This is a genomic window from Thalassiella azotivora (assembly GCF_054781695.1).
This window is the reverse complement of sequence record NZ_BAAGTX010000007.1, coordinates 34,596-58,396: the sequence shown is the minus strand read 5'-3', so window position 1 is coordinate 58,396 and position 23,801 is coordinate 34,596. Positions and strand designations below refer to the sequence as shown.

Here is a 23,801-nt window from a genome sequence, read left to right as displayed (position 1 = left end):
CCGACATCCCTTCGACCGCCCACGGCACCCGGCCGCCTGTGGTCCCCGTCGTCAGGTCGGCACGCGATCCTGACCCGGACGGGGCGAGAGCACCCGGACGGGTGCCCGTCGTGATCACCGCCCCGGAGGCGACCGCGGGACAGCAAACCACCGGACGGCGCGGCAGGCACGTCCGGTGCGGACGTCGCGGTGGGGCGCCGGCGTTCAGCTCCCGGTCGGTCCCGGCAGCGGTGTGGTGGCCGGCCCGGGATCGGCCGGGGCGGGGGGCTGCACGCCCGGTGCCAGCAGCGGCAGGTAGTCCGTCGCCCGCACGGCGCCCTCGGCCCGGTTACCACCCGGCAGGACGGCCGCCACCCGCTCGTCGTCCTGCACGAGGCGCACCGACTCGACACCCGCCACGGACGTCAGGGACAGCACGATCTGGCCCACCGCGAGCGGCAGCCGGTCCGCGGACGGCTCGCGGGTCGGCAGCTCCACCTCGACCGTCGCGGTGGTCCCCTCGATCTCCAGGAGCTCGAGGGTGACCTCCGGGCCGAGAGCGCTGGACAGGCCCGCGCGGCGCTGGCTCTCCGTCGGTCCGGCGGCCAGCTGGGCGAGCACCTGCCGGGCCACCGAGCGCAGACCGGTCGCGTCGACGGTGGAGGCCTGCGGGACGAGCCGGTCGTCCGCGTCGAGCAGGTACACCTGCGGCACCGTGCGACCGGGCGGGGCGTCGGTGGGCGACGCGGTCGGGGCCGGTGGCGGGTTGAGCAGCCCGTACGGCACCTGGGTGGGCTCCAGCGACCGGCTCCGGCCCTCGTGCGGCGCCCCGCACGCGGCCAGGCACCCGGCCGCGACCACGAGGGCGAGGACCCGCTGACCCGCGCGCCGCCTCACGAGCCGGCCCCCGTGCGCTCACCCGGGTCGGCGACGAGGTCGCGAGGGCCGGGACGCGGCTCCGGTGCCTCGAGGTCGGCGACGGGCGGGGCGACGTCCGCCCGGGGCAGCCGGATCGTGAACCGCGCCCCGCCGGCCGGGCCGGGCTCGCACCACACCGTCCCGCCGTGTGCGCGCACCGTCTCGGACACGAGGCTCAGCCCCAGCCCCGTCCCGGGGCGCGAGGCGCGGGACCCGCCCCGCACGAACCGCTCGAAGACCCGCTCCCGGTCGGCCTCGGGCACGCCCGGCCCGGCGTCGTCCACCTCGACCAGGACCGACCCCTCGTCGCCGCGGACCGTCACCGCCGTGACCCCGTCCCCGTGCAGGTCGGCGTTCTCCAGCAGGTTGACCACCGCCCGGGCCATCTGCTGCTTGTCCACCAGCACGGGCAGGACGGCCTCCGGCCCCTGCACCAGGCCGGGGTCGCGTCCGCTCAGCTCGCAGGCGCCGCGCACCAGGTGGGTGGCGTCGACCTCCGCGCGCAGGTCCCGGGCGGTCCCCGCGTCGAGCCGGCCGAGCTCGAGCAGGTTGTCCAGGGCCGAGCGGAACCGGACCAGCTCGGTGTCGACCAGGTCGAGCACCTCGCGGGAGCGCTGCGGCATCTCGTCCTCGCGGGCACGCAGCAGCTGCACGCTGGTGGTCAGGGTGGTCAGCGGCGAACGCAGCTCGTGGCTGACGTCCGCGGTGAAGCGCGCGTCGCGCTCGATCCGCTCCGACAGCGCGTCGACCATGGCGTTGAAGGACCCGACGATCGTCACCAGCTCGGGGTCGTCGGTGCCCGGCAGCCTCGTGCCCAGGTCGCCGCCGGCGATCCGCGCCGCGGCGCCGGCCACGTCGTCCAGGGGGGCCAGGACCCGCCGTGACGCCCACCGGCCGAGCAGAGCGCCGGCCAGGGTGGTGAGCACCGCGAACGCCGTGAGCACCCACCCCAGGGTGGTGAGCGTGCGCTGCAGCTCGGCGGTGACGGTGACCTCGTAGAAGCGGGCCTGCGCCGCGGGCACGGGCACGCCCACGGCCACCGCGGGGACGCCGTCCACGGTCGTCCACGCCAACCCGGCGCTGCCCGCGGCGACGGTGTCCTGCAGCGCGTTGGGCACCACCTCGACCCGGGGCCGCAGGGACGTCGTGTACCACTCGCCGCCGCGCTGGACGAGGACGACCGTGTCGGACGGCGGCGAGACGGTGCCGAGCGCGTCGGCGACGGGCCGGCCCGCCGTCAGCAGCCCGTCGCGCACGTACGAGGCGTCCGCGAACGCCTGCCCGAGCGCGGCGCTCTCCCGCTGGTCGAGCAGGTACTGGCGCGCCACCAGGTAGGTGCCGCCGGAGAGCACGGCCGACAGGGCCAGCGCCCCGGCGGCGAACGACACCGTCACCTGGTTGCGCAGCCCGAGGGAGCGGCCCCGGAACCGCCGGCTCACTGCGGGTCCAGCCGGTACCCCAGACCCCGGACCGTGACGACGAGGCGCGGGTGGGACGGGTCGGTCTCGATCTTCGTGCGCAGCCGCCGGACGTGGACGTCGACGATCCGCTCGTCCCCGAAGAACCCCCGGTCCCACACGCTCGACAGCAGCGCCTGCCGGCTGAGCACCCGCCCGGGCGGGGAGGCGAGCTCGGTGAGCAGCCGGAACTCGGTGACGGTCAGGTGCACGTCCTGGTCGCCGCGCCGGACCCGCCCGGCCCGCGGGTCCAGCACCAGCGGGCCGTCGGAGTCGAGCACGACCCCGCTGTCCGACGGCGCGTTCTGCGGGGTCGCCGCCTCCGCCGCGCGCCGGCCCCGGCGCCGCAGCGCGCGCAGCCGGGCGGTGACCTCCTTCAGCTCGAACGGCTTGGTGACGTAGTCGTCCGCCCCGGCCTCGAGGGCCGCCACGATGTCGTGGGTGTCGTTGCGGGCGCTCAGCACGATCACCGGCGCGTCGTGCTCGGGGCGCACGGACCGGATGAAGCTGAAGCCGTCCATGCCCGAGCCGAGCATGAGGTCGACGAGCATGAGGTCGACGTCCTGCCCCTTCAGCAGGTCCAGGGCGTCCTCGGCGCTCGCGGCGTCCAGCACCTCGTAGCCCTCGTCGAGCAGGGCGAGCCGGACGGCGGCGCGGATGCCGTCGTCGTCCTCCACCACCAGCAGGCGCGCGACCACCCGCCCATCGTGCCAGCCGGCCGGGCGGGCGCCCGACGCCCGTCACGATGCGCCGCCGATCCGTCACGGAACCGCAAAGGAACCGTGCGGACGGACGCAACACGCGGCGTCCACGCTCGGAGGGCCGGGCCGAGGTGGCCCGTCGAGGTGACGGGAGGAGGACGACGTGTCGGTCCTGGCAGGCAGGCCCACGGGCCCCCGAGGCGTGGGTCGCCCCCGCGGTGGGGCGAGCGACCCGGTGACGGGCCGGGCGACCGGCTCCACCGTCGTCCACCTCGACGAGGGCAGCCCGGTCGAGGCGCTGAACCGGCTGCGCACGGCGGTCAGCGCGCACCTCCTGGACGGCGGTCGCACCGTCGTCGTGGACGTGTCCCGGCTGAGCCGGCTGTCCTCGGGCACCGTCGCCGCGCTGCTGTGGGCCAAGCGCCACTGCCGCGCGCGGGGCGGCACGGTCGTCGTGCGCGGGGCGACCAGCGACAGCCTCACCACCCTCACCCGCTCGGGTCTGGGTGACGTCTTCGACATCGAGCCGGGGCCGAGGGCCCGGGAGGTCCGATGAGCATCGTCCTGACGCAGGCGCTGCCTGTGCTGAGCACCCGCACGCCGCCGTCCCCGCACGAGGTCCGGGGCACGTGGCACGTGGACACGCTGACCCGGCGGGACGGGTCGGTCAGCGTGGAGCGCGTGCCCGGCGGCGTGCGGGTCAGCGTGGGGGACACCGGGACGGACGACGACGCGACCCGGGTCGAGCTGCTGGAGGACGGCGGGGTGCGGGTCACCTCGCACGCCAGCCCGCCCGCGCTGCTCGTCGGCGAGCACGGCGCCCGGTTGCTCCCCACCGGCACCGAGCCCGACGGCCGGGCCCAGGCGCACTGCGGCGACGTGCTGGTGCTCTGCTCCGCCGAGGCCCTCGGGCAGCTGCCGAGCGGGCTGGGCGGGGTGCTGGCGCACTCGCCGCGGCGGCTGGGGGCGCACGACCCGGACGGGCTGCTCGCCGAGCTGATGGCCGAGAGCGACGTCGGCGCCGCGGCGGTCGCGGTGCTGGGTGCGGAGGGCGCCGGCCGATGAGGCGAGACGCCCCCCTGACGACGACCGTCCCGATGACCCCGACGACGACAGCCACGACGACGACAGCCACGACGACGACGACCGTCACCGACCAGGCACCGCGCCACCGGCGCACCCGACCCGCTCCGAGGAGGGGACCCATGACCACCAGCCCAGCGTTCCTCCGTGAGGTGGCCGACCAGGCCGCCCTCGCCAAGCGCCAGCTGGCCGCCGCCGAGGCCGTCGGCGACGAGGCCGCGGCCTCCGCCGCCGCCAACCGGCTGCTCGACCTCGACGAGATCGCGGCGCGGGCCAGCGACGCGACGTTGGTGGTGGAGGACGCGCTGTGAGCTCGGTGCTGGCCGTCCTGTCCAGCACGGTGCTGGCGGTGGCCGGCGTGCTGACGATGGGGCGGGAGGCGCCGGTCGCCGGCCTGGACCCGGACGTCCTCGGTGCCGTGGCCGTCGGCCTGGCCGTGATGATCGGGGCGGCGACGGTCCTGCTGTGGGCGGCCCGCGGCCCCGGGGCCGTCGGCGGGACCGGCGCGGTCGCCAGGTCGCCGCACCGGCGGCGCGCGCGGGGCTGACCGGCCGACCCTGACCTACCGCACTGGCCGGCGGGGCTGACCACCCGTTCGGGTCGGCGTTCGACGCGCGGCCCCCACGTGCGGTACCCCTGGGCGGGTCCACCGACCCGCACCCGGGGAGAGCCGTCATGCCGAGGTCCCGACTGGCCGTCGCCGCACCGGCACTCGCCGCGGCCGGTACGGCGCTGGCCGGCACGCTGGTGGTGCGGTCACAGGCCGACCGCCTGCCCGAGCCCGTCGCGACCCACTGGGGCACCTCCGGGCCGGACGGCTTCTCACCGCTCGCGGACAGCCTGTGGACGACGGCGGTGCTGTTCGCGCCCCTCGTCCTGGTGCTGACCGCGGTGACGGCCGTCGCCCCCCGCTCGGCGCGGGGCGCCGTGGCCGGCTTCGGCGTGGGCACGCCGGTGGGTCTCGGCGTCCTCGTCTACGGCAGCACGCTGCGGCAGGCCGGGTTGGACGACGCGGCGCTCGCGCCCGGTCCGGGGCCGCTGGTGCCCCTCGCCCTGCTCGTGGGCGCCGCCGTCGGGACCCTGGCGGGGTGGTCGCTGCGGGTGCCCGCGCCGCTCCTGCCCGCTGACCGGGCGGGTCTGACCGTGCCGCCGTCCGAGCGCGAGGTGTGGACGGGCACCGCCGGCGTGGGACGTCGCGCGCAGCTCGTGGTGGTCGTCGTCACCGTGGCCCTCGCCGTCGCGACGGCGCTGCTCGACGTGTGGGTCGCCGTCGTCCCGCTCGTCGTCGGGGCCGTCGTCCTGCTCTGCGCGTCGGCCACGGTGCGCGTCGACCACCGGGGGCTGCTCGTGCGCGCGGCCGGGGTGGCCCCCGTCGTGCGGGTGCCGCTGGAGCGGGTGGAGTCGGCCGACGTGACGCAGGTCCAGGCCTTCGCCGAGTTCGGCGGCTGGGGCTCGCGGGTCGGGCTGGACGGCCGGCGGGCCTTCCTGACCCGCAGCGGGACGGCGCTGCGCGTGCGCCGCGTCGACGAGCCAGACGTGCTGGTCACCGTCGACGACCCCGAGGGGGCCGCACGGGTCCTGGCCGCCCTGGTCGCCGCGGCGCGATCGGTCTAGCCGGCCTGACCGGCCGCGCCGCGGCGACCGGTCAGGCGGTGGTGCTGGGCGTCTCCTCGCCGAGCTCGCGCAGCGTCCCCGCCTTGCGGTCCTCGAGGTACTTGCGCATCTCCCGCTTGACCACCGGCAGGAGCAGGTAGACGCCGAGCAGGTTGACGAAGGCGCAGACGAAGAGCATCGCGTCGGCGAACCCGAGCACCTCGCTGAAGGTCAGCACCGTGCCCGTGACCGTGAACAGGCAGAACACGACCTTGTAGAGGTTCTCCGAGAACGTGGACCGGCCGAACAGGTGCGTCCACGCCTTGAGGCCGTAGTAGCTCCAGGTGATGAGCGTCGAGAACGCGAACAGCGCGACGGCCACCGCGAGGACGACCGGGAACCACGGCAGGACGGTCTCGAAGGCGTCCGAGGTCAGGACGACGCCGTCCGCGGTGGTGCCGCCGGTCTCGGCGACCTCGTCGCGGGCGGCCAGGTAGCTCGCCGGGTTCGCGATGATGATCGTCAGGGCGGTCATCGTGCAGATGATGACGGTGTCGGCGAAGGGCTCGAGCATGGAGACGAAGCCCTCGCTGACCGGCCTGCGGGTCTTCACCGCGGAGTGGGCGATGGCTGCCGACCCCAGCCCGGCCTCGTTGGAGAACGCCGCCCGCTGGAAGCCGACGATCATCACCCCGATGACGCCGCCGCCGACGCCCTCGGGGGAGAAGGCGCCCGTGACGATCTCGCCGAAGGCCGCGGGCACGTGGCCGAGGTTGCCGAGGATGACGACGAGGCAGGCGGTCACGTAGACCGCGGCCATCGCGGGGACGAGCCGGCTGGTGACGACGCCGATGGAGCGGATCCCGCCGATGATGACCAGGGCGATCAGGCCGGCGAGGCCGAGACCGAACAGCAGCGCCGCCCCGTCGTTGCCGAGGAAGCCGTCCGCGCCGCCGGTGACCTCCCGGGCCTGGGCGAACGTCTGGTTGGCCTGGAACATGTTGCCGCCCGCGACACCGAACATGATGATCGCGACGGCGTACAGGCCGGTGAGGCCGGCGGACGGGATCCGCCCGAAGCGCTTGAACGCCACCGGCAGGTAGCGGAACGGGCCGCCGCTGACCGTGCCGTCCTCGTGGACCTGGCGGTACTTCACGCCGAGCGTGCACTCGGCGAACTTCGTGCACATGCCGAACAGGCCGGCGACGATCATCCAGAAGGTGGCGCCGGGACCGCCGAGCGCGACGGCCACGCCGACGCCGGCGATGTTGCCGAGCCCGACCGTGCCGGACAGCGCCGACGTCAGGGCGTGGAAGTGCGGCACCTCGCCCGGGTCGTCGGCGGTCGAGTAGTGACCGCGGACCACCTCGGTCGCGACCTTGAACCCGCGGAACTGGATGAACCCGAAGTAGAGGGTGAAGATGACCGCTGCGGTGACGAGCCACAGGGCGACGATGGGGAAGGTGGCGCCGGCGATGGTGACCTCGAAGAACACGATCTTCGTGGCCCACTCGGTGACCGGCTCGAAGACGCTGTTGATGGCGTCCTCGGTGGCGCTGAGCCAACCGGCCCGGTCGTCGTCGGCGACGCTGCTGACGAGGTGTGACGTGGGCGACATGTCAACGCAGCGAACACCGTGGCTGCCCGGATGGCAAGACGAGCCGCCGTCCGTCACGTGTCCGTGACCTGCACCGACGGGCGGCGGGACGGCGTCCAGCAGCCGGGCGGGTCCGCGTGGCGCGACCGGTGGCTCGTACGCTCGACGCCGTGAGCGCGCCCACCGTCCGCCGGTCCGGTACGCCCCGCGACGACGACGGCGGGCTCGTCGCCGCCCTGCGGGCCGCGGGGCTGCGCGACGTCGACGACTCGCCGCTCAGCCGCTCGCTCTACTCCTCCGACGCCTCCCTGTACCGGGTGCCGCCCCGCGCGGTCGTCGTCCCCAGGCACACCGACGAGGTCGTGGCGGCCCTCCAGGTCTGCCGCGAGGCCGGCGTCCCGCTGACCGTCCGCGGAGCGGGGACGTCGATCGCCGGCAACGCCGTCGGGCCGGGGGTCGTCGTCGACGTCAGCCGGCACCTGAACCGGGTCCTCGAGGTCGACCCGGAGAGCCGCACGGCCCTCGTCGAACCGGGTGTGGTGCAGGCGAACCTGCAGCGCGAGGCCGCCCGGCACGGCCTGCGCTTCGGCCCCGACCCGTCGACGCACAACCGCGCCACGATCGGCGGGATGGTCGGCAACAACGCGTGCGGGTCGCGCGCCCTGGGCTACGGGCGGACCAGCGACAACGTCACCGGGCTCGACGTCGTCACCGGCACCGGCGCCCGGCTCCGGCTGGGTGGCGTGACGGGGCCGGCGTCCGCCCCGTCGTCCTCGTCGCCGGTGCTGGACGCGCTGCGCGACGTGGTCTCCGCCGACCTGGCCACGATCCGCACCGAGCTCGGGCGGTTCCCCCGGCAGGTCTCCGGCTACTCGCTGGAGCACCTGCTGCCCGAGAACGGGTTCGACGCCGCGCGCGCTCTCGTCGGCAGCGAGGGCACGCTCGCGCTGACCCTGGCCGCCCGGGTGCGGCTCGTCGCCGACGCGCCGGTCCGCGTCCTCGTCGTCCTGGGCTACCCGTCGATGGCCGAGGCCGCGGACGCCGTCCCCGCGGTGCTGCCGCACGGGCCGGTGGCGTGCGAGGGGATGGACGCGCGGATCGTCGACGTGGTGCGGACCCGGAGGGGACCGGGCGCCGTGCCCGAGCTGCCGCGCGGCGGGGGCTGGCTGTTCGTCGAGCTCGTCGGGGACGAGGAGGCCGCCGTCGCCGACGCCGCCACCCGGCTCGCCAGCTCCGTCGGCGCGCTGGGCTCCCGGGTCGTCACCGACGCGGTGGAGGCCGCGGCGCTGTGGCGGATCCGCGAGGACGGCGCGGGGCTGTCCGCGCGAACCCCGGCCGGGGACCCCGCGCACGCCGGCTGGGAGGACGCCGCCGTCCCCCCGGCGTCGCTGGGCGCCTACCTGCGCGAGTTCGAGGCGCTGATGGCCGACCGCGGCCTGACCGGCCTGCCGTACGGGCACTTCGGTGACGGGTGCGTGCACATCCGGATCGACTTCCCCCTCGACGCGGCCGGTGGGACGACGGTCTTCCGCGACTTCCTGCACGACGCGGGCCGGCTCGCCGCCGCGCACGGCGGGTCGATGTCCGGTGAGCACGGTGACGGCCGGGCCCGCGGTGAGCTGCTGCCGCTGATGTACTCGCCGCAGGCGATCGCGCTGTTCGAGCGGGTCAAGGCGGTGCTCGACCCCGACGACGTCCTCAACCCCGGGGTCATCGTCCGGCCGGCGGCGGTGGACGACGACGTGCGCGTCGCGCAGGCCCACCCGGTGCGCCGGGCCGAGCTGCCGTCGCTGCGCCTGGGGTACCGGCACGACCGCGGCGACCTGTCGATGGCCGTGCACCGGTGCACCGGGGTCGGCAAGTGCCGCGCCGACACCACCGCCGGGGGCGGGGTGATGTGCCCGAGCTACCTGGCCACCCGGGAGGAGAAGGACACGACCCGCGGGCGCGCCCGGGTGCTCCAGGACGTCGTCGCCGGCCACCTCGGTCCGGACGGCTTCCGCACGCAGGCGGTGCACGACGTCCTCGACCTGTGCCTGTCCTGCAAGGGCTGCTCCGCGGACTGCCCCACGGGCGTCGACATGGCGGCGTACAAAGCCGAGGCGCTGCACCAGCGCTACCGGCGGCGGCTGCGGCCCCGGTCGCACTACGCCCTGGGCTGGCTGCCGCGCTGGACGCGGCTGCTGGCGCGGCTGCCCCGGTGGGTGACGGCGGTGGCGAACGCGTCGCTGCGCTCGCGGGCGCTGCACCCGGTGGTGACGTGGGCGGCGGGGGTGGACCGGCGGCGGTCGTTGCCGCAGCTCGCCCCCGAGACGTTCCGACAGTGGTTCGCTGCGCGTGCCCGAACGGGCTCCGGCGGGGCCGGTGCCGCCGCGCCGCACGGGGACGTGGTGCTGTTCGTGGACACGTTCACGGACGCGTTCTCCCCGCAGGTCGGTCGTGCCGCCGTCGCGGTGCTGGAGGACGCCGGGTACCGCGTGTCGCTGACCCGGGAGAACGTGTGCTGCGGGCTGACCTGGGTGTCCACCGGGCAGCTCGACGCCGCGCGCACCCGGGTGCGCGCGACCGTGGCGGCCCTGCTCCCGCACGTGCGCTCGGGCGCCGCCGTCGTCGGGCTGGAACCGTCGTGCACCGGGGTCCTGCGCGCCGACGCGGTCGAGCTGCTGGACGACGCGGAGGTGGCGGCCGCCCGCGAGGTCGCCGCCGCGACCGTCACCCTCGCCGAGCTGCTCGGCCGCACCCCCGGCTGGACGCCGCCGGACCTGACGGGCACGACCGGGGTCGCGCAGCCGCACTGCCACCACCACGCGGTGATGGGCTGGGCCGCGGACGCTGCGCTGCTGCGCAGGGCCGGGGTGGACGTCGAGCGCCTGGGCGGGTGCTGCGGCCTGGCCGGCAACTGGGGGGTCGAGCGGGGGCACCACGACGTGTCCGTCCAGGTCGCCGAGCACCAGCTGCTGCCCGCGGTCCGCGGGGCGGGGCCGGACGACGTGGTCCTCGCCGACGGGTTCAGCTGCCGCACGCAGCTCGACGACCTCGCCGGCCGCTCCGGCGAGCACCTGGCGGAGCTGCTGGCCCGGCACCTGACCGACTGACGCCGTCAGCGGAGCCGCCGTGCCGTCGTCCGGACTGCGGACATTCGGTCCGGGGAGTGGGACGGGTTACCCTCGCCGGGCGAGCACGACCGTCACCACCGGAAGGAGCGCCGTGGCCGCGCTGGACGAGAAGCTGGAGCCGATCTACGCCGAGGTGCTCCGTCGCAACCCCGGCGAGGACGAGTTCCACCAGGCCGTGCGCGAGGTGCTCGACAGCCTCGGCCCGGTCGTGGCCAAGCACCCCGAGTACGCCGAGGCGTCCGTCATCGAGCGGATCTGCGAGCCGGAGCGGCAGATCATCTTCCGGGTGCCGTGGGTGGACGACGCGGGCACGGTCCAGATCAACCGCGGCTTCCGCGTCGAGTTCAACTCCGCGCTGGGCCCGTACAAGGGGGGCCTGCGCTTCCACCCCAGCGTCTACCTGGGCATCGTGAAGTTCCTCGGCTTCGAGCAGATCTTCAAGAACTCGCTCACCGCGCTGCCGATCGGCGGTGGCAAGGGCGGGTCGGACTTCGACCCCAAGGGCCGCTCCGACGGCGAGGTCATGCGGTTCTGCCAGTCCTTCATGACCGAGCTGTACCGCCACCTCGGCGAGTACACCGACGTTCCCGCCGGTGACATCGGCGTCGGTGGGCGCGAGCTCGGCTACCTCTTCGGCCAGTACAAGCGGATCACGAACCGCTACGAGTCCGGGGTGCTCACCGGCAAGGGCCTGACGTGGGGCGGTTCGCAGGTGCGCCGCGAGGCGACCGGCTACGGCACGGTGTTCTTCGTCGACGAGATGCTCACCACCCGCGGCGAGTCGTTCGACGGCAAGAAGGTCGTCGTCTCCGGGTCCGGGAACGTCGCGATCTACGCGATGGAGAAGGTGCACCAGCTCGGCGGCGTCGTCGTCGCCTGCTCGGACTCGAACGGCTTCGTCGTGGACGAGTCCGGGATCGACGTCGAGCTCGTCAAGGACCTCAAGGAGGTCCGCCGGGAGCGGATCAGCCACTACGTCAAGGAGCGGGGCAACGGCGCCCGGTACGTCGAGGACGGTCGGATCTGGGACGTCGCGTGCGACGTCGCCCTGCCGTCGGCGACGCAGAACGAGCTGACCGGCAAGGACGCGCAGGCGCTGGTGCGGGGCGGCTGCCGCGTCGTCGCCGAGGGCGCCAACATGCCCACGACCCCGGACGGCGTCCGCGTGCTCACCGAGGCCGGCGTCCTGTTCGCGCCCGGCAAGGCCGCGAACGCCGGCGGTGTCGCGACCAGCGCCCTGGAGATGCAGCAGAACGCCTCCCGCGACTCGTGGTCGTTCGAGCACACCGAGGAGCGGCTGGCGGAGATCATGCGCGGCATCCACGACCGGTGCGCCGAGACCGCCGACGAGTACGGCCGCCCGGGGGACTACGTCGCCGGTGCCAACATCGCCGGCTTCACCCAGGTCGCCGACGCCATGCTGGCCCTCGGCGTCATCTGACCCGCCCCCCGGCCCGCACCTTTCCACCAACCTGCGGTCCCCGAGCCCGTCCTGACCCCACCTTTCCACCAACGTGCGGGCGCGGGTCGGACGGAGTCGGGGCGGTCACCCGACGCGACGCGCCGTGTGACCGCCCCGTCGCGCGCGGCGGATGGGTCGTGTCAGTAGCGGGGGGCGCTCATCGCGTCGTAGTACCGCGACGACTCGGGCCGCCACAGCAGCCAGATGATCGCCGCCGCGAGCAGCACCTGCAGTCCGCCGAGAGCCATGGCCAGACCGGTGGTGGGCTGGGCGAACGAGCCGAGGAACGACAGGATCGAGAGCCCGCCGAGCACGGTGCTGAGGATGCGCGCCCACTTCTTGCCGCGGGCGTTGAACACGGCGTTGAGAACCCACAGCACCACACCGATCAGACCCACGACGGTCGCGATGACCAGCGTGAAGGTCACCAGGGTGTCGAGCGTGCTCGGGTCGTAGCCGGGGGTGCCGGCGGACTGCTCCTCGATCATGTCGCGCATGAGGTCCCGTTGCACGAAGGGGACCAGGATCGACAGCAGCGCGAGCCCGGCGCCGGCGTACATCAACCGGACGGCGAGGTCGAGCGGCTTGGGACGGGAGGCCGGGCCCGGTGCGGGCGGGTACTCCCCGCGACTGCTCGGGTCACCGGACGGGTAGGCGGGTGGCCCGCTCTGCGGGGCCGAGGGGTAGGCGGGCGGGCCGTCGGAGGGTGTCTGGGTCATGGGCGCAGAGAGTGGCACACCGGACCCGACCCGCGCCGCCGGATTCGCCGAGCCGCAACGGGGACCATCTGCCGCCCTGGCGCCGGACGCGTCACCGCAGCGACCGGACGAAGGCCCGCACGTCCTCGACGAGCGCGTCGGGCCGCTGGAGCGCGAGGAAGTGCCCGCCGTGGTCGAGCTCCGTCCAGCGGACGACGTGGTGGTCCCGCTCGGCGAACGTCCGGACGGTGACGTCGTTGGCGGACAGCAGGAAGGCGGTGGGGACGGTTCCGCGCTCGGGGGCCCAACCGCCCACCTCGGCCCAGCCCTCCGCGCCGGCCCCGCTGTCCGTGGTGCCGCAGCAGCCGCCGGCCCCACCGTCGACCCCGCCGCCCCACGCCGCCGGGTTCATCGCCTCGAAGTACACCTGCGCCGACGACCCGGCGGTGCGCGTGAACCAGTAGAGGGAGACGCCGGTGAGCATCCGGTCGCGGTCGAGGGCGTCCTCGGGCGCGGCGTCCGCCGGCAGGTCGCTGAGCCGCTGGAAGAGCTCGACCATCCACGCGAGCTGGCCCACGGGTGAGTCGGTCAGCGCGTACGCGACGGTCTGCGGCGACTTCGACAGGATCTGGAGGTAGCCGTCGTTGTAGGCCTGCATCCGGTCCCAGCGCGCCTTGTCCTCACCGCTGAGGGCGTCGGCCTCGCCCTCACCCACCGGGAACGTGATGGCGGCGTTCAGGTGCACCCCGAGGACGTGCGCGGCGTCGACCCGGCCGACCTCGGGGGCGACGAAAGCACCGGTGTCGGCGCCCTGGACGACGTACCGGTCGTACCCGAGCCCGGCCATCAGCGAGGCGAGGACGCCGGCGGTGCGGCCGGCGTCCATCCCCGGTCCGGCCAGCGGCGTCGAGAAGCCGAAGCCCGGCATGGACGGGACCACCAGGGAGAAGGCATCCGCGGGGTCCCCGCCGTGCGAGCGCGGGTCGGTGAGCGGTCCGACCACGTCGAGGAAGTCGGCGAACGTGCTGCACGAGCCGTGCAGCAGGAGCAGCGGCGTGGCGTCCGGCTCGGGTGAGGGCACGTGCAGGACGTGCAGCCGCTGGCCGTCGACGTCGGCGAGGTACTGCGGCCAGGCGTTGAGGGCGGTTTCCGCGGCTCGCCAGTCGTAGCGGGAGCCCCAGTAGCCGGCCAGCGTCTGCAGGTACGCCTGGGGGGTGCCGCGGCTCCACCCGACGCCGGGCAGCTCACCCGGCCAGCGGGTGGCGGCCAGGCGGCGTCGGAGGTCGTCGACGTCGTCCTGGGGGACGTCGATGCGGAAGGGACGGAGCTCGAGCGGTGTGGTCGTCATGCCTGCACGCTGGCACCGGGTGAGGACGGGTTCTGTCCGCAGTCGGTGGCAGGCTCTGCGTCGTGTCCACGACGGCCCGGCTGCTGCGCCTGCTGACGCTGCTGCAGGCCCGCCGCAGCTGGACGGGTGCCGAGCTGGCCGAGCGGCTCGACGTCACCACGCGCACCGTGCGGCGGGACGTGGAGCGCCTTCGGGGCCTCGGGTACCCGGTGCACACCACCCGCGGGGCGGCCGGCTACCGGCTCGGCGCGGGCGCCAGCACCCCGCCGCTCGTCCTGGACGACGACGAGGCGGTGGCCGTCGCCGTGGGACTGCGCACCGCTAGCGCGGCGTCGGTCGCAGGGGTCGAGGAGACGTCGCTGAGGGCGCTCACCAAGCTCGGGCAGGTCCTGCCGGCCCGGCTGCGCCACCGGGTGCAGACGCTCGACCAGGCCGTCGTCCGCGCGGGTTCGCCCCCCGGGCCGCAGGTCTCGGCGGACGTGCTCGTGCAGGTGGCCGAGGCGTGTCGTCGGCACGAGCGTCTGCGCATGGACTACGCCGGTCACGACGGTCGGACCAGCCGGCGGGTGGTGGAGCCGCACCGCCTGGTCGGCTACGGGCGGCGCTGGTACCTGGTCGCCTGGGACACCGAGCGCGACGACTGGCGCACCTTCCGGGTGGACCGCCTGGTGCCCCGTGCGCCCACCGGTCCACGGTTCGCGCCGCGGGAGCCGCCGGACGGGGACGTCGTCGGCTACCTGTCGCGGGGCCTGTCGGCGCGTGCCTGGCCGTACCGGGCCACGATCCGGGTCGGCGAGCCGGCCGACGCCGTGGCGGCACGGATCTGGCCGGGCATGGGCTCGGTCGAACCCGTGGCTGACGGCGCGTGCGCGGTGCACCTGGGGGCGGACGCCGTCCCGGCGCTGGTCTGGATGATCACCTCGCTGGACGTCGACTTCGTCCTCGTCGACGGGCCCGCGGGGCTCGCCGAGGCGCTGCTCGCGCAGGCCGACCGGTGCCGTCGTGCGGTGGCACCGGTCGGTCGGCCAGGCTCGGCGCCCTGACGGGCGCCGCCCTACGTTCGGTCCCCGGCCCCGGTCGAGGGGTGTCGCAGCGCCAGTGCCACGGCGAGCGCGGCGACGCCGAGCAGGACGATCGGTGGCGACGGCAGCAGCAGGAGCGAGGTGACCCACCCGGCCGCCAGGACGCCGAGCAGGAGCGTCAGGGCGGCGCGCGACTCGTCGACGAGCGCGGGTGCGCGTCGCAGGGCGTGCAGGAGGAGGCCGCCCGTCGCGAGCAGCAGGAGACCCATCAGGACGCTGAACCCCGTGAACAGCTGCCAGAGGCTCCGCTCGATCCCGGCGAGGGTGACCGTGGTCGCGTCCATCGCGGCCCGGGCCACCCGCTCCCCGTCGGGCACGGGCGACAGGGCACCGAGGGCCGCGACGGTCAGGTGCCCGGCTCCGGCGACCACGAGGCACCAGCCGGCGACGGCGACCGGCACGTGCCGAGGTCGTCGTCCCCGCACCCGCTCCGCGTCGTGGGACGGTGCCGCTGCGGCGGTCACCGTCGACCCGCCCTGTCGTCGTCCGCGGCCACGCCCGGCGCGTCGTGCGCGGGGTGGGCGCCCCCACCCGGTGGCGGCGTCGGTGGCCTCCACCCCGCGGCCCGGTCCGAACCGCGCAGGAGGACGCCCCGGGGCGTGAGCCGTGCGGCGGTGTCGCGGACCGCGGCGCCGACCGGCCCGGTGTGCTGCGTGACGCGCCCGATCCGCGCGGACAGCCGGCTCAGTGCGGCGACCCGGGGCCGTCGGGCGCCGTTGTAACGGGCCAGCGCCTGGTGCACGTCAGCGTCCTCACCGAGCTCGTGGGCGAGCACGACGGCGTCCTCGACCGCGAGGCACGCGCCCTGGCCGAGGTTCGGCTCCATGGCGTGCGCGGCGTCGCCGAGCAGCACGGCCCGGCCGCGGTGGAGCACGTCGGGCACCGTCGGCAGGGCGTGCACGTCGTGACGCAGCACGGCCTCTGGTGCGAGCGCCTCGAGGAGGGCGGGGATCGGCTCGTGCCAGCGGCCGAACCGCCGTCGCAGCTCGGCGACCTCCTCGTCGCTGCCGGTGGCTCCGCCGGCCGGCACCGTGGCCGTGGCGAACACGTAGACGCGCCCGTCGGCCATCGGCACGACCCCGAACCGCTCGCGCACGCCCCACGTCTCGCTGACCTCGCGGACGGGCACGTCGGCGCGGACGACGGCACGCCAGGCGGTGTACCCGGCGTACGCGGGCTCGGCCAGGTCGGGCCAGAGGGCGGCGCGCACGCGGGACCGGACGCCGTCGGCGCCGACCACGAGGTCGTGCTCGGCAGCGAGCTCGTGGGGGTCGTGGACGTCCGAGCCGAGGCGGACGGCGTCCGAGCCGAGGCGGACGGCGTCCGGGCCGAGCGCGTCGGCGAGGCCGGTCTGCAGGTGGCCGCGCTCGATGCCCAGCAGAGGTGCACCGTGCCGGGCGGCGAGCGCAGCGCCGTGGGTGCGGGCGAGGAGCCGCCCGTCGGGGCGGCGGATCGCCGTGCCGCCGAGGACGGCGGCGTGCTCGCGGACGGCGTCGCCGAGCCCGAGTGCGTCGAGGGCGTGCACGGCGTTCGGCCACAGGACGAGCCCGGCGCCGAGTGGTTCGAGCGCCGCGGCCCGTTCGTGGACGGTGACGGACCAGCCGGCGCGCTGCAGGGCGACGGCGGTGGTGAGGCCGCCGATGCCGGCGCCGACGACGGCGGCGCGACGGTCTGGGCGGCCGACCGTAGGGGAGGAGGTCATGGCCATGACTCTACGAATGTAGAGGCTTCGAGGCAACTCTACGCCGGTAGAGTCAGGTCACATGGAGACGGACCGCCGCCGCCAGATCGCCCGGGCGGCGTTGGAGGTGCTCGCTGCCGACGGCGCGAGGGGGCTCACGCACCGCGCGGTCGACCGTGCCGCCGACCTGCCGGCCGGGTCGACGTCCTACTACTTCCGGAGCCGGGCGGCGCTGCTGGAGGCGTGCCTGGACGACCTGGTCCGGCAGGACGAGGACGACATCGCCGTCCTCGCGCCGCTGCTGCGCGCCGGGGACGAGGAGACGTTCGCCGACGCGATGGCCGGGGTGCTGCACCGGTGGCTGACGACCGAGCGCAGTCGCCAGCTCGGCCGCTACGAGCTGTTCCTGGAGGCGCTGCGCCGACCGGACCTCGCGACGGCTCTGCACGTCGGTGGCGCCGGCATCCGGCAGGGGGTCGGGCGGGTCCTCGCCGACCTCGGCGCCCCGGACCCGCAGCAGCGCGCCGAGTGGCTCGTCGCCGCGGTCGACGGCCTGCTGTTCGAGCGGGTCGCGGGGGCGAAGGCCACCGAACCGGTCGACCGCGCGTCCCTGGACGCCGTCGCCCGCTGGCTCACCCGCGCGGCGCTCAGGTGACCCGCGCGGCCCACCTGACCCGCACCGCCCACCTGACCCGCACCGCCCACCTGACCCGCGCAACGCTCGGTGCCCCGTGGGCGACCTCGACGTCCGTCAGGCCGACCACGGGGCACCGGAGTCGCGCGGCGACTCGCGCGTCGCCGCGACGGCGGTCAGTACCGCGACTTGTAGTTGAACTGGTACACGACGTAGTTGGGGTCCCAGACGCCCGGGGCGATCTGCGGGACGATCCCGTAGCACGACTTGGTGATCCGGACGAACGACGTGGAGCCGTAGGCCCGCTGGGCGTCCCGGCACTCTGCCATCGTGTCGTAGCGGGGACTCCTGGCGGCCGACGCGGGCGTCGCCAGGGCCCCTCCCAGGGCGACTGCGGTCAGCGTGGCGATGCTGACGCCGCGCGCGATGCGGCGGCGAGCCGAGGTGGCGGTTCCCATGCGTGATCTCCTTCTCCGGACGGATGTGTCGCCAGATGCTAGGTGGGGCGGCGGATCCGGCCTCCGGAGTTGTCCACAGGCCCCTTCCGGACCGCCGCGCCGCCGTCGAGATGAGTCGTCGTGGGTTACGACCCGGAGGTCGCCGAGCGGGTGCGCGCCGCGCTGGCCGACCGCGAGGTCCGCGAGGTCCGCATGTTCGGCGGGCTGGCGTTCATGGTGGACGGGCGGATGCTCGTCTGTGCCTCGAGCGGAGGCCTGCTCGTCCGGGTCGACCCCGCCGAGGACGCCGAGCACCTGACCAGGCCGGGCGCCGCGCGGGCCGAGATGGGCAGGGGCCGGCCGATGGGCGAAGGGTGGATCACGGCCGACCGGGCGGTCCTGAGCACGGACGAGGACCTGGCTCCCTGGCTCGCCGCAGCCCTGTCCTTCCACGCGAGCGGCGCGGGCGTGACCCGACCGGGGAAGCGAACCCGTGTCGGACGGGAACACGAGAACCGCCCCGAGAGTTGAGTGTGGCAGACTCAACTTGACGACCGGTGGGCCGGTCGGAGCACGCGAAGGGGTACCGATGGAGCTGAAGCTCACCACCAAGTCGCAGGAGGCGCTCTCCGCGGCGGTCCAGCAGGCGACGGCGGCGGGCAACCCGCACGTCGAGCCCGCGCACCTGCTCGTCGCCCTCGCCGACCAGGCCGGCGGGGTCGCGGCGGGCCTGCTCGAGGCCGTCGGCGTCCAGCCCGCGACGGCCCGCACCCGCGCGCAGGCGCTCGTCACCGCCATGCCCAGCGCCACCGGCACCTCGGTGGCCGCGCCCCAGCTCTCCCGCGGAGGGCTGCAGGTCATGCAGGCCGCCCAGCAGGAGATGGAGGCCCTCGGCGACGGGTACGTCTCCACCGAGCACCTCCTCCTCGGCCTGGCCGCCGACCGCGGGCAGGCCGGCGAGCTGCTGCGCTCCCTCGGCGCGACCCGCGAGGCGCTGCTCGAGGCGCTGCCCGGCCTGCGCGGCTCCGCGACCGTCGACAGCCCCGACCCCGAGGGCACCTTCCAGGCCCTGGAGAAGTACGGCATCGACCTCACCGCGTCGGCACGCGACGGCAAGCTCGACCCCGTCATCGGCCGGGACGCCGAGATCCGCCGCGTCGTGCAGGTGCTGTCCCGCCGCACCAAGAACAACCCCGTCCTCATCGGCGAGCCCGGCGTCGGCAAGACCGCCGTCGTCGAGGGCCTCGCCCAGCGGATCGTCGCCGGCGACGTCCCCGAGTCCCTGCGCGGCAAGCGGCTCGTCAGCCTCGACCTCGCCGCCATGGTCGCCGGGGCCAAGTACCGCGGGGAGTTCGAGGAGCGCCTCAAGGCCGTCCTCAAGGAGATCAAGGAGTCCGGCGGGCAGGTCGTCACCTTCATCGACGAGCTGCACACCGTCGTCGGCGCCGGAGCCGGCGGCGAGGGCGCCATGGACGCCGGCAACATGCTCAAGCCGATGCTGGCCCGCGGCGAGCTGCGCCTCGTCGGCGCCACCACCCTCGACGAGTACCGCGAGCGGATCGAGAAGGACCCCGCCCTCGAGCGCCGCTTCCAGCAGGTGTTCGTCGGCGAGCCGAGCGTCGCCGACACCGTCGCCATCCTGCGCGGCCTGAAGGAGCGCTATGAGGCGCACCACAAGGTCGAGATCACCGACGCCGCGCTCGTCGCCGCCGCGAGCCTGTCCGACCGGTACATCACCGGCCGCCAGCTGCCCGACAAGGCCATCGACCTCGTCGACGAGGCGGCGTCCCGGCTGCGGATGGAGATCGACTCCAGCCCCGTCGAGATCGACGAGCTGCGCCGCCAGGTCGACCGGCTGCGGATGGAGGAGCTCGCCCTGTCCCGAGCCGACGACCCCGCGTCCGCCGACCGGCTGGAGCGGCTGCGCGCCGACCTCGCCGACACCGGCGAGCGCCTCGCCGGCCTGACCGCCCGCTGGGAGCAGGAGAAGGCCGGCCTCAACCGGGCCGGCGAGCTGCGCCAGCAGCTCGACGAGCTGCGCTCGCAGGCCGAGCGACTCCAGCGCGAGGGTGACCTCGGGGCGGCCAGCGAGCTGCTCTACGGGAGGATCCCCGGCATCCAGAAGGAGCTCGAGGCCGCCGAGGCGGAGCAGGAGCGTCCCGCGGAGTCGCCGATGGTGTCCGAGCGCGTCGGACCGGACGACGTCGCGGACGTCGTCTCGTCCTGGACCGGCATCCCCGCCGGCCGGCTGCTCGAGGGCGAGACGGAGAAGCTGCTGCGCATGGAGGAGGTCATCGGGCGCCGCCTCATCGGCCAGCGGGACGCCGTCCGGGCCGTCAGCGACGCCGTCCGCCGTGCGCGAGCGGGCGTCTCCGACCCCGACCGGCCCACCGGCTCCTTCCTCTTCCTCGGCCCCACCGGCGTGGGCAAGACCGAGCTCGCGAAGTCCCTCGCCGACTTCCTGTTCGACGACGAGCGGGCGATCGTGCGGATCGACATGTCCGAGTACGGCGAGAAGCACACCGTCTCGCGGCTCGTCGGCGCGCCCCCCGGGTACGTCGGGTACGAGGAGGGCGGCCAGCTCACCGAGGCCGTCCGCCGCCGTCCCTACTCGGTCGTGCTGCTCGACGAGGTTGAGAAGGCCCACCCGGACGTGTTCGACATCCTGCTGCAGGTGCTCGACGACGGCCGGCTCACCGACGGCCAGGGCCGCACGGTCGACTTCCGCAACACCATCCTGGTGCTGACGTCGAACCTCGGCTCGCACTTCCTCGTGGACCCGGCACTGGACGACGCGGCGAAGAAGGACGCCGTGATGGGCGCCGTCCGCGCCGCGTTCAAGCCCGAGTTCCTGAACCGGCTCGACGACGTCGTCGTCTTCGACGCCCTCGGCACCGCCGAGCTGAGCCGGATCGTCGCGATCCAGGTCGACCGGCTCGCCGAGCGGCTGGGGGAGCGCCGGCTCACCCTCGACGTCACGCAGGCCGCCCGGGACTGGCTCGCCCTCGAGGGCTACGACCCCGCGTACGGCGCTCGGCCGCTGCGCCGGCTCGTCCAGCGCGAGATCGGCGACCGGCTCGCCCGGGGGCTGCTGTCCGGCGAGGTCAGGGACGGCGACACGGTGCGCGTCGACGTCGTCCCCGGCGAGCCCGGCCTGTCCCTGCGCCCCGTGCACGAGGAGGCCGACCCCGACGGGCCCCCGGTCGCGGCGCGCGAGCTGCCCGCCTGACCGCCGCCCGGCCCGCCCCCGCGGACGACGCGCGCGGCGGGCCGGACTGCGACGAGTGTGTGACTTCCGCTTTGGTCCGGCCCCGGTGGTGTCGATGATCCCCACGTGAGCATCCCCGCCGTGGGCCGGACCAGGCCCGTCGACCTGGCACGCGTGCTCGAGGGCCAGCGTGCGCTGCTCGACGCCGAGCCGGGTGACGTGCTCGCCGTCCTCGCCGAGGAGGTCCGGCACCTCGTCGGGGCCGACTCCGTCGTCGTCAGCACCCCCTCCCAGCAGCAGAAGATGCTGGTGCGCGCGGTCGCCGGCTCCCACTGCGAGGAGGCCGAGGTCGGTGACCTCGTGGAGCCCTCCGGCGGGCTCGCCGCCCTCGCGCTGCGCACCGGCGCCGCCCAGGTCACCGGCGACCTCGGCCTGGACCCGCGGCTGGAACCCGCGCGCTGCCGCCAGCACGCCCACGGCAGCTGCGTCAGCGTCCCGCTGCGCGACGACGGCGTCGTCGTCGGCGTCGTCTCCGCCTACGCCACCGGCTCCCACGCGTTCACCGACGTCCACCAGCGCCTCGTCGAGGTGTGCAGCCGCGTGGTCAGCACCGCCCTGGGGCAGGCGCTCGCCGCCGCCGAGGGCGAGCAGCTGCGCAGCCACCTGTCCACCAGCCGCCGCCGGCTGCTCACCGCCCAGCGGATGGCCGGCTTCGGCTGGTGGGAGACCGACCTGGTCACCGGCCACGCCGAGTGGTCCGAGGAGATCTACGGCCTGCTCGGGCTCGACCCGTCGTTCGGCCCGATGCCGCTGCGCGAGTTCCTCGAGTTCGTCCACCCGGAGGACGTCCACCGCCTCCCGACCCGGCTCGACGAGGTCGACGGCGACGAGGCGGAGTTCAGCTACCGGCTCATCGGCGCGGACGGCGTGACCCGCCTCGTGCACGGCTGGATGGAGGTCGAGCGCGACGACGACGGCGTCCCCGTCCGCACCTTCGGGACCGCCGTCGACATCACCCGGCGCCGTGAGGCCGAGCAGGAGCGCGAGTCCACCGAGCGGCTGTTCCGGGTCGCGTTCGACCACGCACCCATCGGCATGGTCATCACCTCCATGCACCCCGACCACCTCGGGGTCGTCCTGCGGGCCAACGACGCGGTGTGCCGGATGCTCGGGGTCACGCCGGAGCAGGTCGTCGGCCGCAGCGGCCAGGAGTGGGTCCACCCCGACGACCGCACCGACAGCCTGCAGCTGCGGATGGCCGTGGCCGGCGGCGTGGCCCAGGACGAGCCCGCCGAGCGGCGGCTGCTGCGCTCGGACGGCGAGGTGCGGCACGTGCTCATGCAGAGCGCCGCGTTCGAGGACTCCTCACCCCAGTCGCCCTACGTGCTCACCCACATGCTCGACATGACCGACACGATGATGCAGCGCGCCGAGCTGGAGCGCCTGGCCCTGACGGACACGCTCACCGGCCTGAGCAACCGCAGCGTCGTCGAGCGCCGGGTCGCCGCCGCCCTGGACCGGTTGCGCGCCCCGCGGCGGTCCGGCGAGGGCGTCGCCCTGCTGCTGCTCGACCTCGACCGGTTCAAGCTCGTCAACGACAGCCTCGGCCACGGTGCCGGCGACACGCTGCTCGTCGAGACGGCCCAGCGGCTGCGGTCCGTGGTGCGCGAGCCCGCGACCGTCGGTCGGCTCGGCGGCGACGAGTTCGTCGTCGTCCTCGAGCAGGTCGCGGACGTCGAGGCCGCCGGGGCCGTCGCCGCCCGCATCGTCGAGACGCTGCGCGAGCCCGTCCGGCTGCGGTCCGGGCGCCAGATCGTCTGCACCACGAGCGTCGGCCTGGCCGTCGCCACCGCCCCCGGACGCACCGGCGAGGACATGCTGCGCGAGGCCGACCTGGCGCTCTACCGCGCCAAGGACCAGGGCCGGGACCGGTACGCCGTGTACGACGACGACCTGCGGGCCCGTGCCGTCGGCCGGATGGAGACCGAGAACCGGCTGCGCCGGGCGCTGAAGGAGCGCGGCCTGCGGATGCACCTGCAGCCGCTGGTCGACCTGCAGGACGGCGAGCGGACCGTCACCGGCCACGAGGCGCTCGTCCGGATCGTCGACCCCGTCGCCGGCGTGCTGCCGCCGCTGCCGTTCATCGAGGTCGCCGAGGAGACCGGCCTGATCATCGAGGTCGACTTCTGGATGCTCGAGGAGGCCGTGCGGCTCCTCGGGGACGACCCGGACGGCAGCACCAGCCCGCGGATCGCCGTGAACATGTCCGGCCGCACGCTGGAGCAGGTCGGTTTCGCCGACCTGCTGCGCGCGATGCTCGAGGAGTACGGGGTGGCCGGTGACCGGCTGTCCCTGGAGATCACCGAGCGGGTGCTGCTCGAGGGCGGCCCGGGCGTCGAGGAGACCGTGCAGCAGGTCCGCGGGATGGGCGTGCTCGTCGGCCTGGACGACTTCGGCACCGGCTACTCCGCGCTGACGCACCTGCAGCGGTTCGACCTGGACTTCCTCAAGATCGACCGGTCGTTCGTCGCGACCATGGAACCGGGGTCGCGCTCCGCCGCCATGATCAAGGCGGTCATCGACCTCGCCCACGCGCTGCGGCTGACCGTCGTCGCGGAGGGCGTCGAGGACGAGGAGCACGCCGTCGCGCTCACCCAGATGGGGTGCGACCACGGCCAGGGCTGGCTGTTCGGCCGTCCCCAGCCCGCCCCCGGCTCCTGACGCGCACTCCGCCCCTCCCGTACCGGCTGATCGTCAGACGTTCCTGGTTGCTATCACCACCAGGAACGTCTGACGATCAGTAGCCC

At 75.0% G+C, this 23,801-nt stretch carries 21 protein-coding genes; 12 read left to right on the top strand and 9 right to left on the bottom strand.

The genetic code is table 11. The features are described from left to right. Nucleotides 1-204: 204 nt before the first annotated feature. From ACYVQV_RS06385 to ACYVQV_RS06375, 3 genes are read right to left on the bottom strand one after another with little or no spacing between them, the layout of a single operon-like run. Nucleotides 205-876 (bottom strand): GerMN domain-containing protein, encoded by a 672-nt coding sequence (locus ACYVQV_RS06385; protein ID WP_461022436.1) that lies wholly within the window; start codon nt 874-876, stop codon nt 205-207. Then, nucleotides 873-2,336, bottom strand: coding sequence for a HAMP domain-containing sensor histidine kinase (locus ACYVQV_RS06380; RefSeq protein ID WP_461022435.1), 1,464 nt, complete (start codon nt 2,334-2,336; stop codon nt 873-875). Before ACYVQV_RS06380 ends, ACYVQV_RS06385 begins: the two co-directional genes overlap by 4 nt. Then, nucleotides 2,333-3,052 (bottom strand): winged helix-turn-helix domain-containing protein, encoded by a 720-nt coding sequence (locus tag ACYVQV_RS06375; RefSeq protein WP_461022434.1) that lies wholly within the window; start codon nt 3,050-3,052, stop codon nt 2,333-2,335. Before ACYVQV_RS06375 ends, ACYVQV_RS06380 begins: the two co-directional genes overlap by 4 nt. Before the next feature lie 166 nt (nt 3,053-3,218). Between ACYVQV_RS06375 and ACYVQV_RS06370 the strand changes: the two genes are divergently transcribed. From ACYVQV_RS06370 to ACYVQV_RS06350, 5 genes are all read left to right on the top strand, one after another. Next, entirely contained in the window at nt 3,219-3,611 is a 393-nt protein-coding gene (locus ACYVQV_RS06370; protein ID WP_461022433.1) for an STAS domain-containing protein, read from the top strand. Beyond that, nucleotides 3,608-4,120 (top strand): hypothetical protein, encoded by a 513-nt coding sequence (locus ACYVQV_RS06365; protein ID WP_461022432.1) that lies wholly within the window; start codon nt 3,608-3,610, stop codon nt 4,118-4,120. The genes ACYVQV_RS06370 and ACYVQV_RS06365 overlap by 4 nt, the downstream gene beginning before the upstream one ends. Nucleotides 4,121-4,260: 140 nt before the next feature. Further along, entirely contained in the window at nt 4,261-4,449 is a 189-nt protein-coding gene (locus ACYVQV_RS06360) for a hypothetical protein (protein ID WP_461022431.1), read from the top strand. After that, the gene (locus ACYVQV_RS06355; protein WP_461022430.1) at nt 4,446-4,685 is read left to right on the top strand and encodes a hypothetical protein; all 240 of its coding nucleotides are present in this window, start codon (nt 4,446-4,448) and stop codon (nt 4,683-4,685) included. Before ACYVQV_RS06360 ends, ACYVQV_RS06355 begins: the two co-directional genes overlap by 4 nt. Before the next feature lie 128 nt (nt 4,686-4,813). Further along, nucleotides 4,814-5,752, top strand: a complete 939-nt coding sequence (locus ACYVQV_RS06350) for an SdpI family protein (RefSeq protein WP_461022429.1) — start codon at nt 4,814-4,816, stop codon at nt 5,750-5,752. A gap of 31 nt (nt 5,753-5,783) precedes the next feature. Here ACYVQV_RS06350 and ACYVQV_RS06345 read toward each other — a convergent pair whose 3' ends face one another. After that, nucleotides 5,784-7,349, bottom strand: a complete 1,566-nt coding sequence (locus ACYVQV_RS06345) for an alanine/glycine:cation symporter family protein (RefSeq protein ID WP_461022428.1) — start codon at nt 7,347-7,349, stop codon at nt 5,784-5,786. A gap of 149 nt (nt 7,350-7,498) precedes the next feature. Here ACYVQV_RS06345 and ACYVQV_RS06340 point away from each other — a divergent pair, with 149 nt between their 5' ends. After that, nucleotides 7,499-10,423: an FAD-binding and (Fe-S)-binding domain-containing protein gene (locus ACYVQV_RS06340; RefSeq protein ID WP_461022427.1), complete on the top strand. Its 2,925-nt coding sequence runs from the start codon at nt 7,499-7,501 to the stop codon at nt 10,421-10,423. A 112-nt stretch (nt 10,424-10,535) separates the two neighbouring features. Next, nucleotides 10,536-11,885, top strand: coding sequence for an NADP-specific glutamate dehydrogenase (gene gdhA / locus ACYVQV_RS06335; RefSeq protein ID WP_461022426.1), 1,350 nt, complete (start codon nt 10,536-10,538; stop codon nt 11,883-11,885). 161 nt (nt 11,886-12,046) lie between these two features. Here the strand turns inward: gdhA and ACYVQV_RS06330 are convergent, their stop codons facing one another. After that, a complete protein-coding gene (locus tag ACYVQV_RS06330) occupies nt 12,047-12,625 on the bottom strand; it encodes a hypothetical protein (RefSeq protein WP_461022425.1) in 579 nt (192 codons plus the stop codon). A gap of 91 nt (nt 12,626-12,716) precedes the next feature. Then, nucleotides 12,717-13,952: an epoxide hydrolase family protein gene (locus ACYVQV_RS06325; RefSeq protein WP_461022424.1), complete on the bottom strand. Its 1,236-nt coding sequence runs from the start codon at nt 13,950-13,952 to the stop codon at nt 12,717-12,719. Nucleotides 13,953-14,014: 62 nt separating this feature from the next. Between ACYVQV_RS06325 and ACYVQV_RS06320 the strand changes: the two genes are divergently transcribed. Then, entirely contained in the window at nt 14,015-14,995 is a 981-nt protein-coding gene (locus tag ACYVQV_RS06320; protein WP_461022423.1) for a helix-turn-helix transcriptional regulator, read from the top strand. A gap of 11 nt (nt 14,996-15,006) precedes the next feature. Here the strand turns inward: ACYVQV_RS06320 and ACYVQV_RS06315 are convergent, their stop codons facing one another. Then, entirely contained in the window at nt 15,007-15,498 is a 492-nt protein-coding gene (locus ACYVQV_RS06315; RefSeq protein WP_461022422.1) for an LIC_13387 family protein, read from the bottom strand. Continuing rightward, entirely contained in the window at nt 15,495-16,736 is a 1,242-nt protein-coding gene (locus tag ACYVQV_RS06310; RefSeq protein ID WP_461022421.1) for an FAD-dependent monooxygenase, read from the bottom strand. Before ACYVQV_RS06310 ends, ACYVQV_RS06315 begins: the two co-directional genes overlap by 4 nt. 61 nt (nt 16,737-16,797) lie before the next feature. Here ACYVQV_RS06310 and ACYVQV_RS06305 point away from each other — a divergent pair, with 61 nt between their 5' ends. Further along, nucleotides 16,798-17,370 carry a TetR/AcrR family transcriptional regulator gene (locus tag ACYVQV_RS06305; protein WP_461022420.1) on the top strand — a complete coding sequence of 191 codons (573 nt, stop codon included), beginning with the start codon at nt 16,798-16,800 and terminating at the stop codon, nt 17,368-17,370. A gap of 155 nt (nt 17,371-17,525) precedes the next feature. On the opposite strand, the gene ACYVQV_RS06300 is transcribed toward ACYVQV_RS06305, so the two are convergent. Continuing rightward, complete coding sequence (locus ACYVQV_RS06300; RefSeq protein ID WP_461022419.1) at nt 17,526-17,807, bottom strand: hypothetical protein; 282 nt, start codon at nt 17,805-17,807, stop codon at nt 17,526-17,528. Nucleotides 17,808-17,927: 120 nt separating this feature from the next. Between ACYVQV_RS06300 and ACYVQV_RS06295 the strand changes: the two genes are divergently transcribed. The 3 genes from ACYVQV_RS06295 to ACYVQV_RS06285 all read left to right on the top strand — a co-directional run bounded on the left by ACYVQV_RS06295 (nt 17,928) and on the right by ACYVQV_RS06285 (nt 23,715). Then, on the top strand, nt 17,928-18,317 hold the full coding sequence (locus ACYVQV_RS06295; protein ID WP_461022418.1) for a TfoX/Sxy family protein: 390 nt from the start codon (nt 17,928-17,930) through the stop codon (nt 18,315-18,317). 58 nt (nt 18,318-18,375) lie between these two features. Then, on the top strand, nt 18,376-21,015 hold the full coding sequence (gene clpB, locus ACYVQV_RS06290) for an ATP-dependent chaperone ClpB (RefSeq protein ID WP_461022417.1): 2,640 nt from the start codon (nt 18,376-18,378) through the stop codon (nt 21,013-21,015). Between the two features lie 105 nt (nt 21,016-21,120). After that, complete coding sequence (locus ACYVQV_RS06285; RefSeq protein ID WP_461022416.1) at nt 21,121-23,715, top strand: bifunctional diguanylate cyclase/phosphodiesterase; 2,595 nt, start codon at nt 21,121-21,123, stop codon at nt 23,713-23,715. The last annotated feature ends 86 nt before the right edge of the window (nt 23,716-23,801 follow it).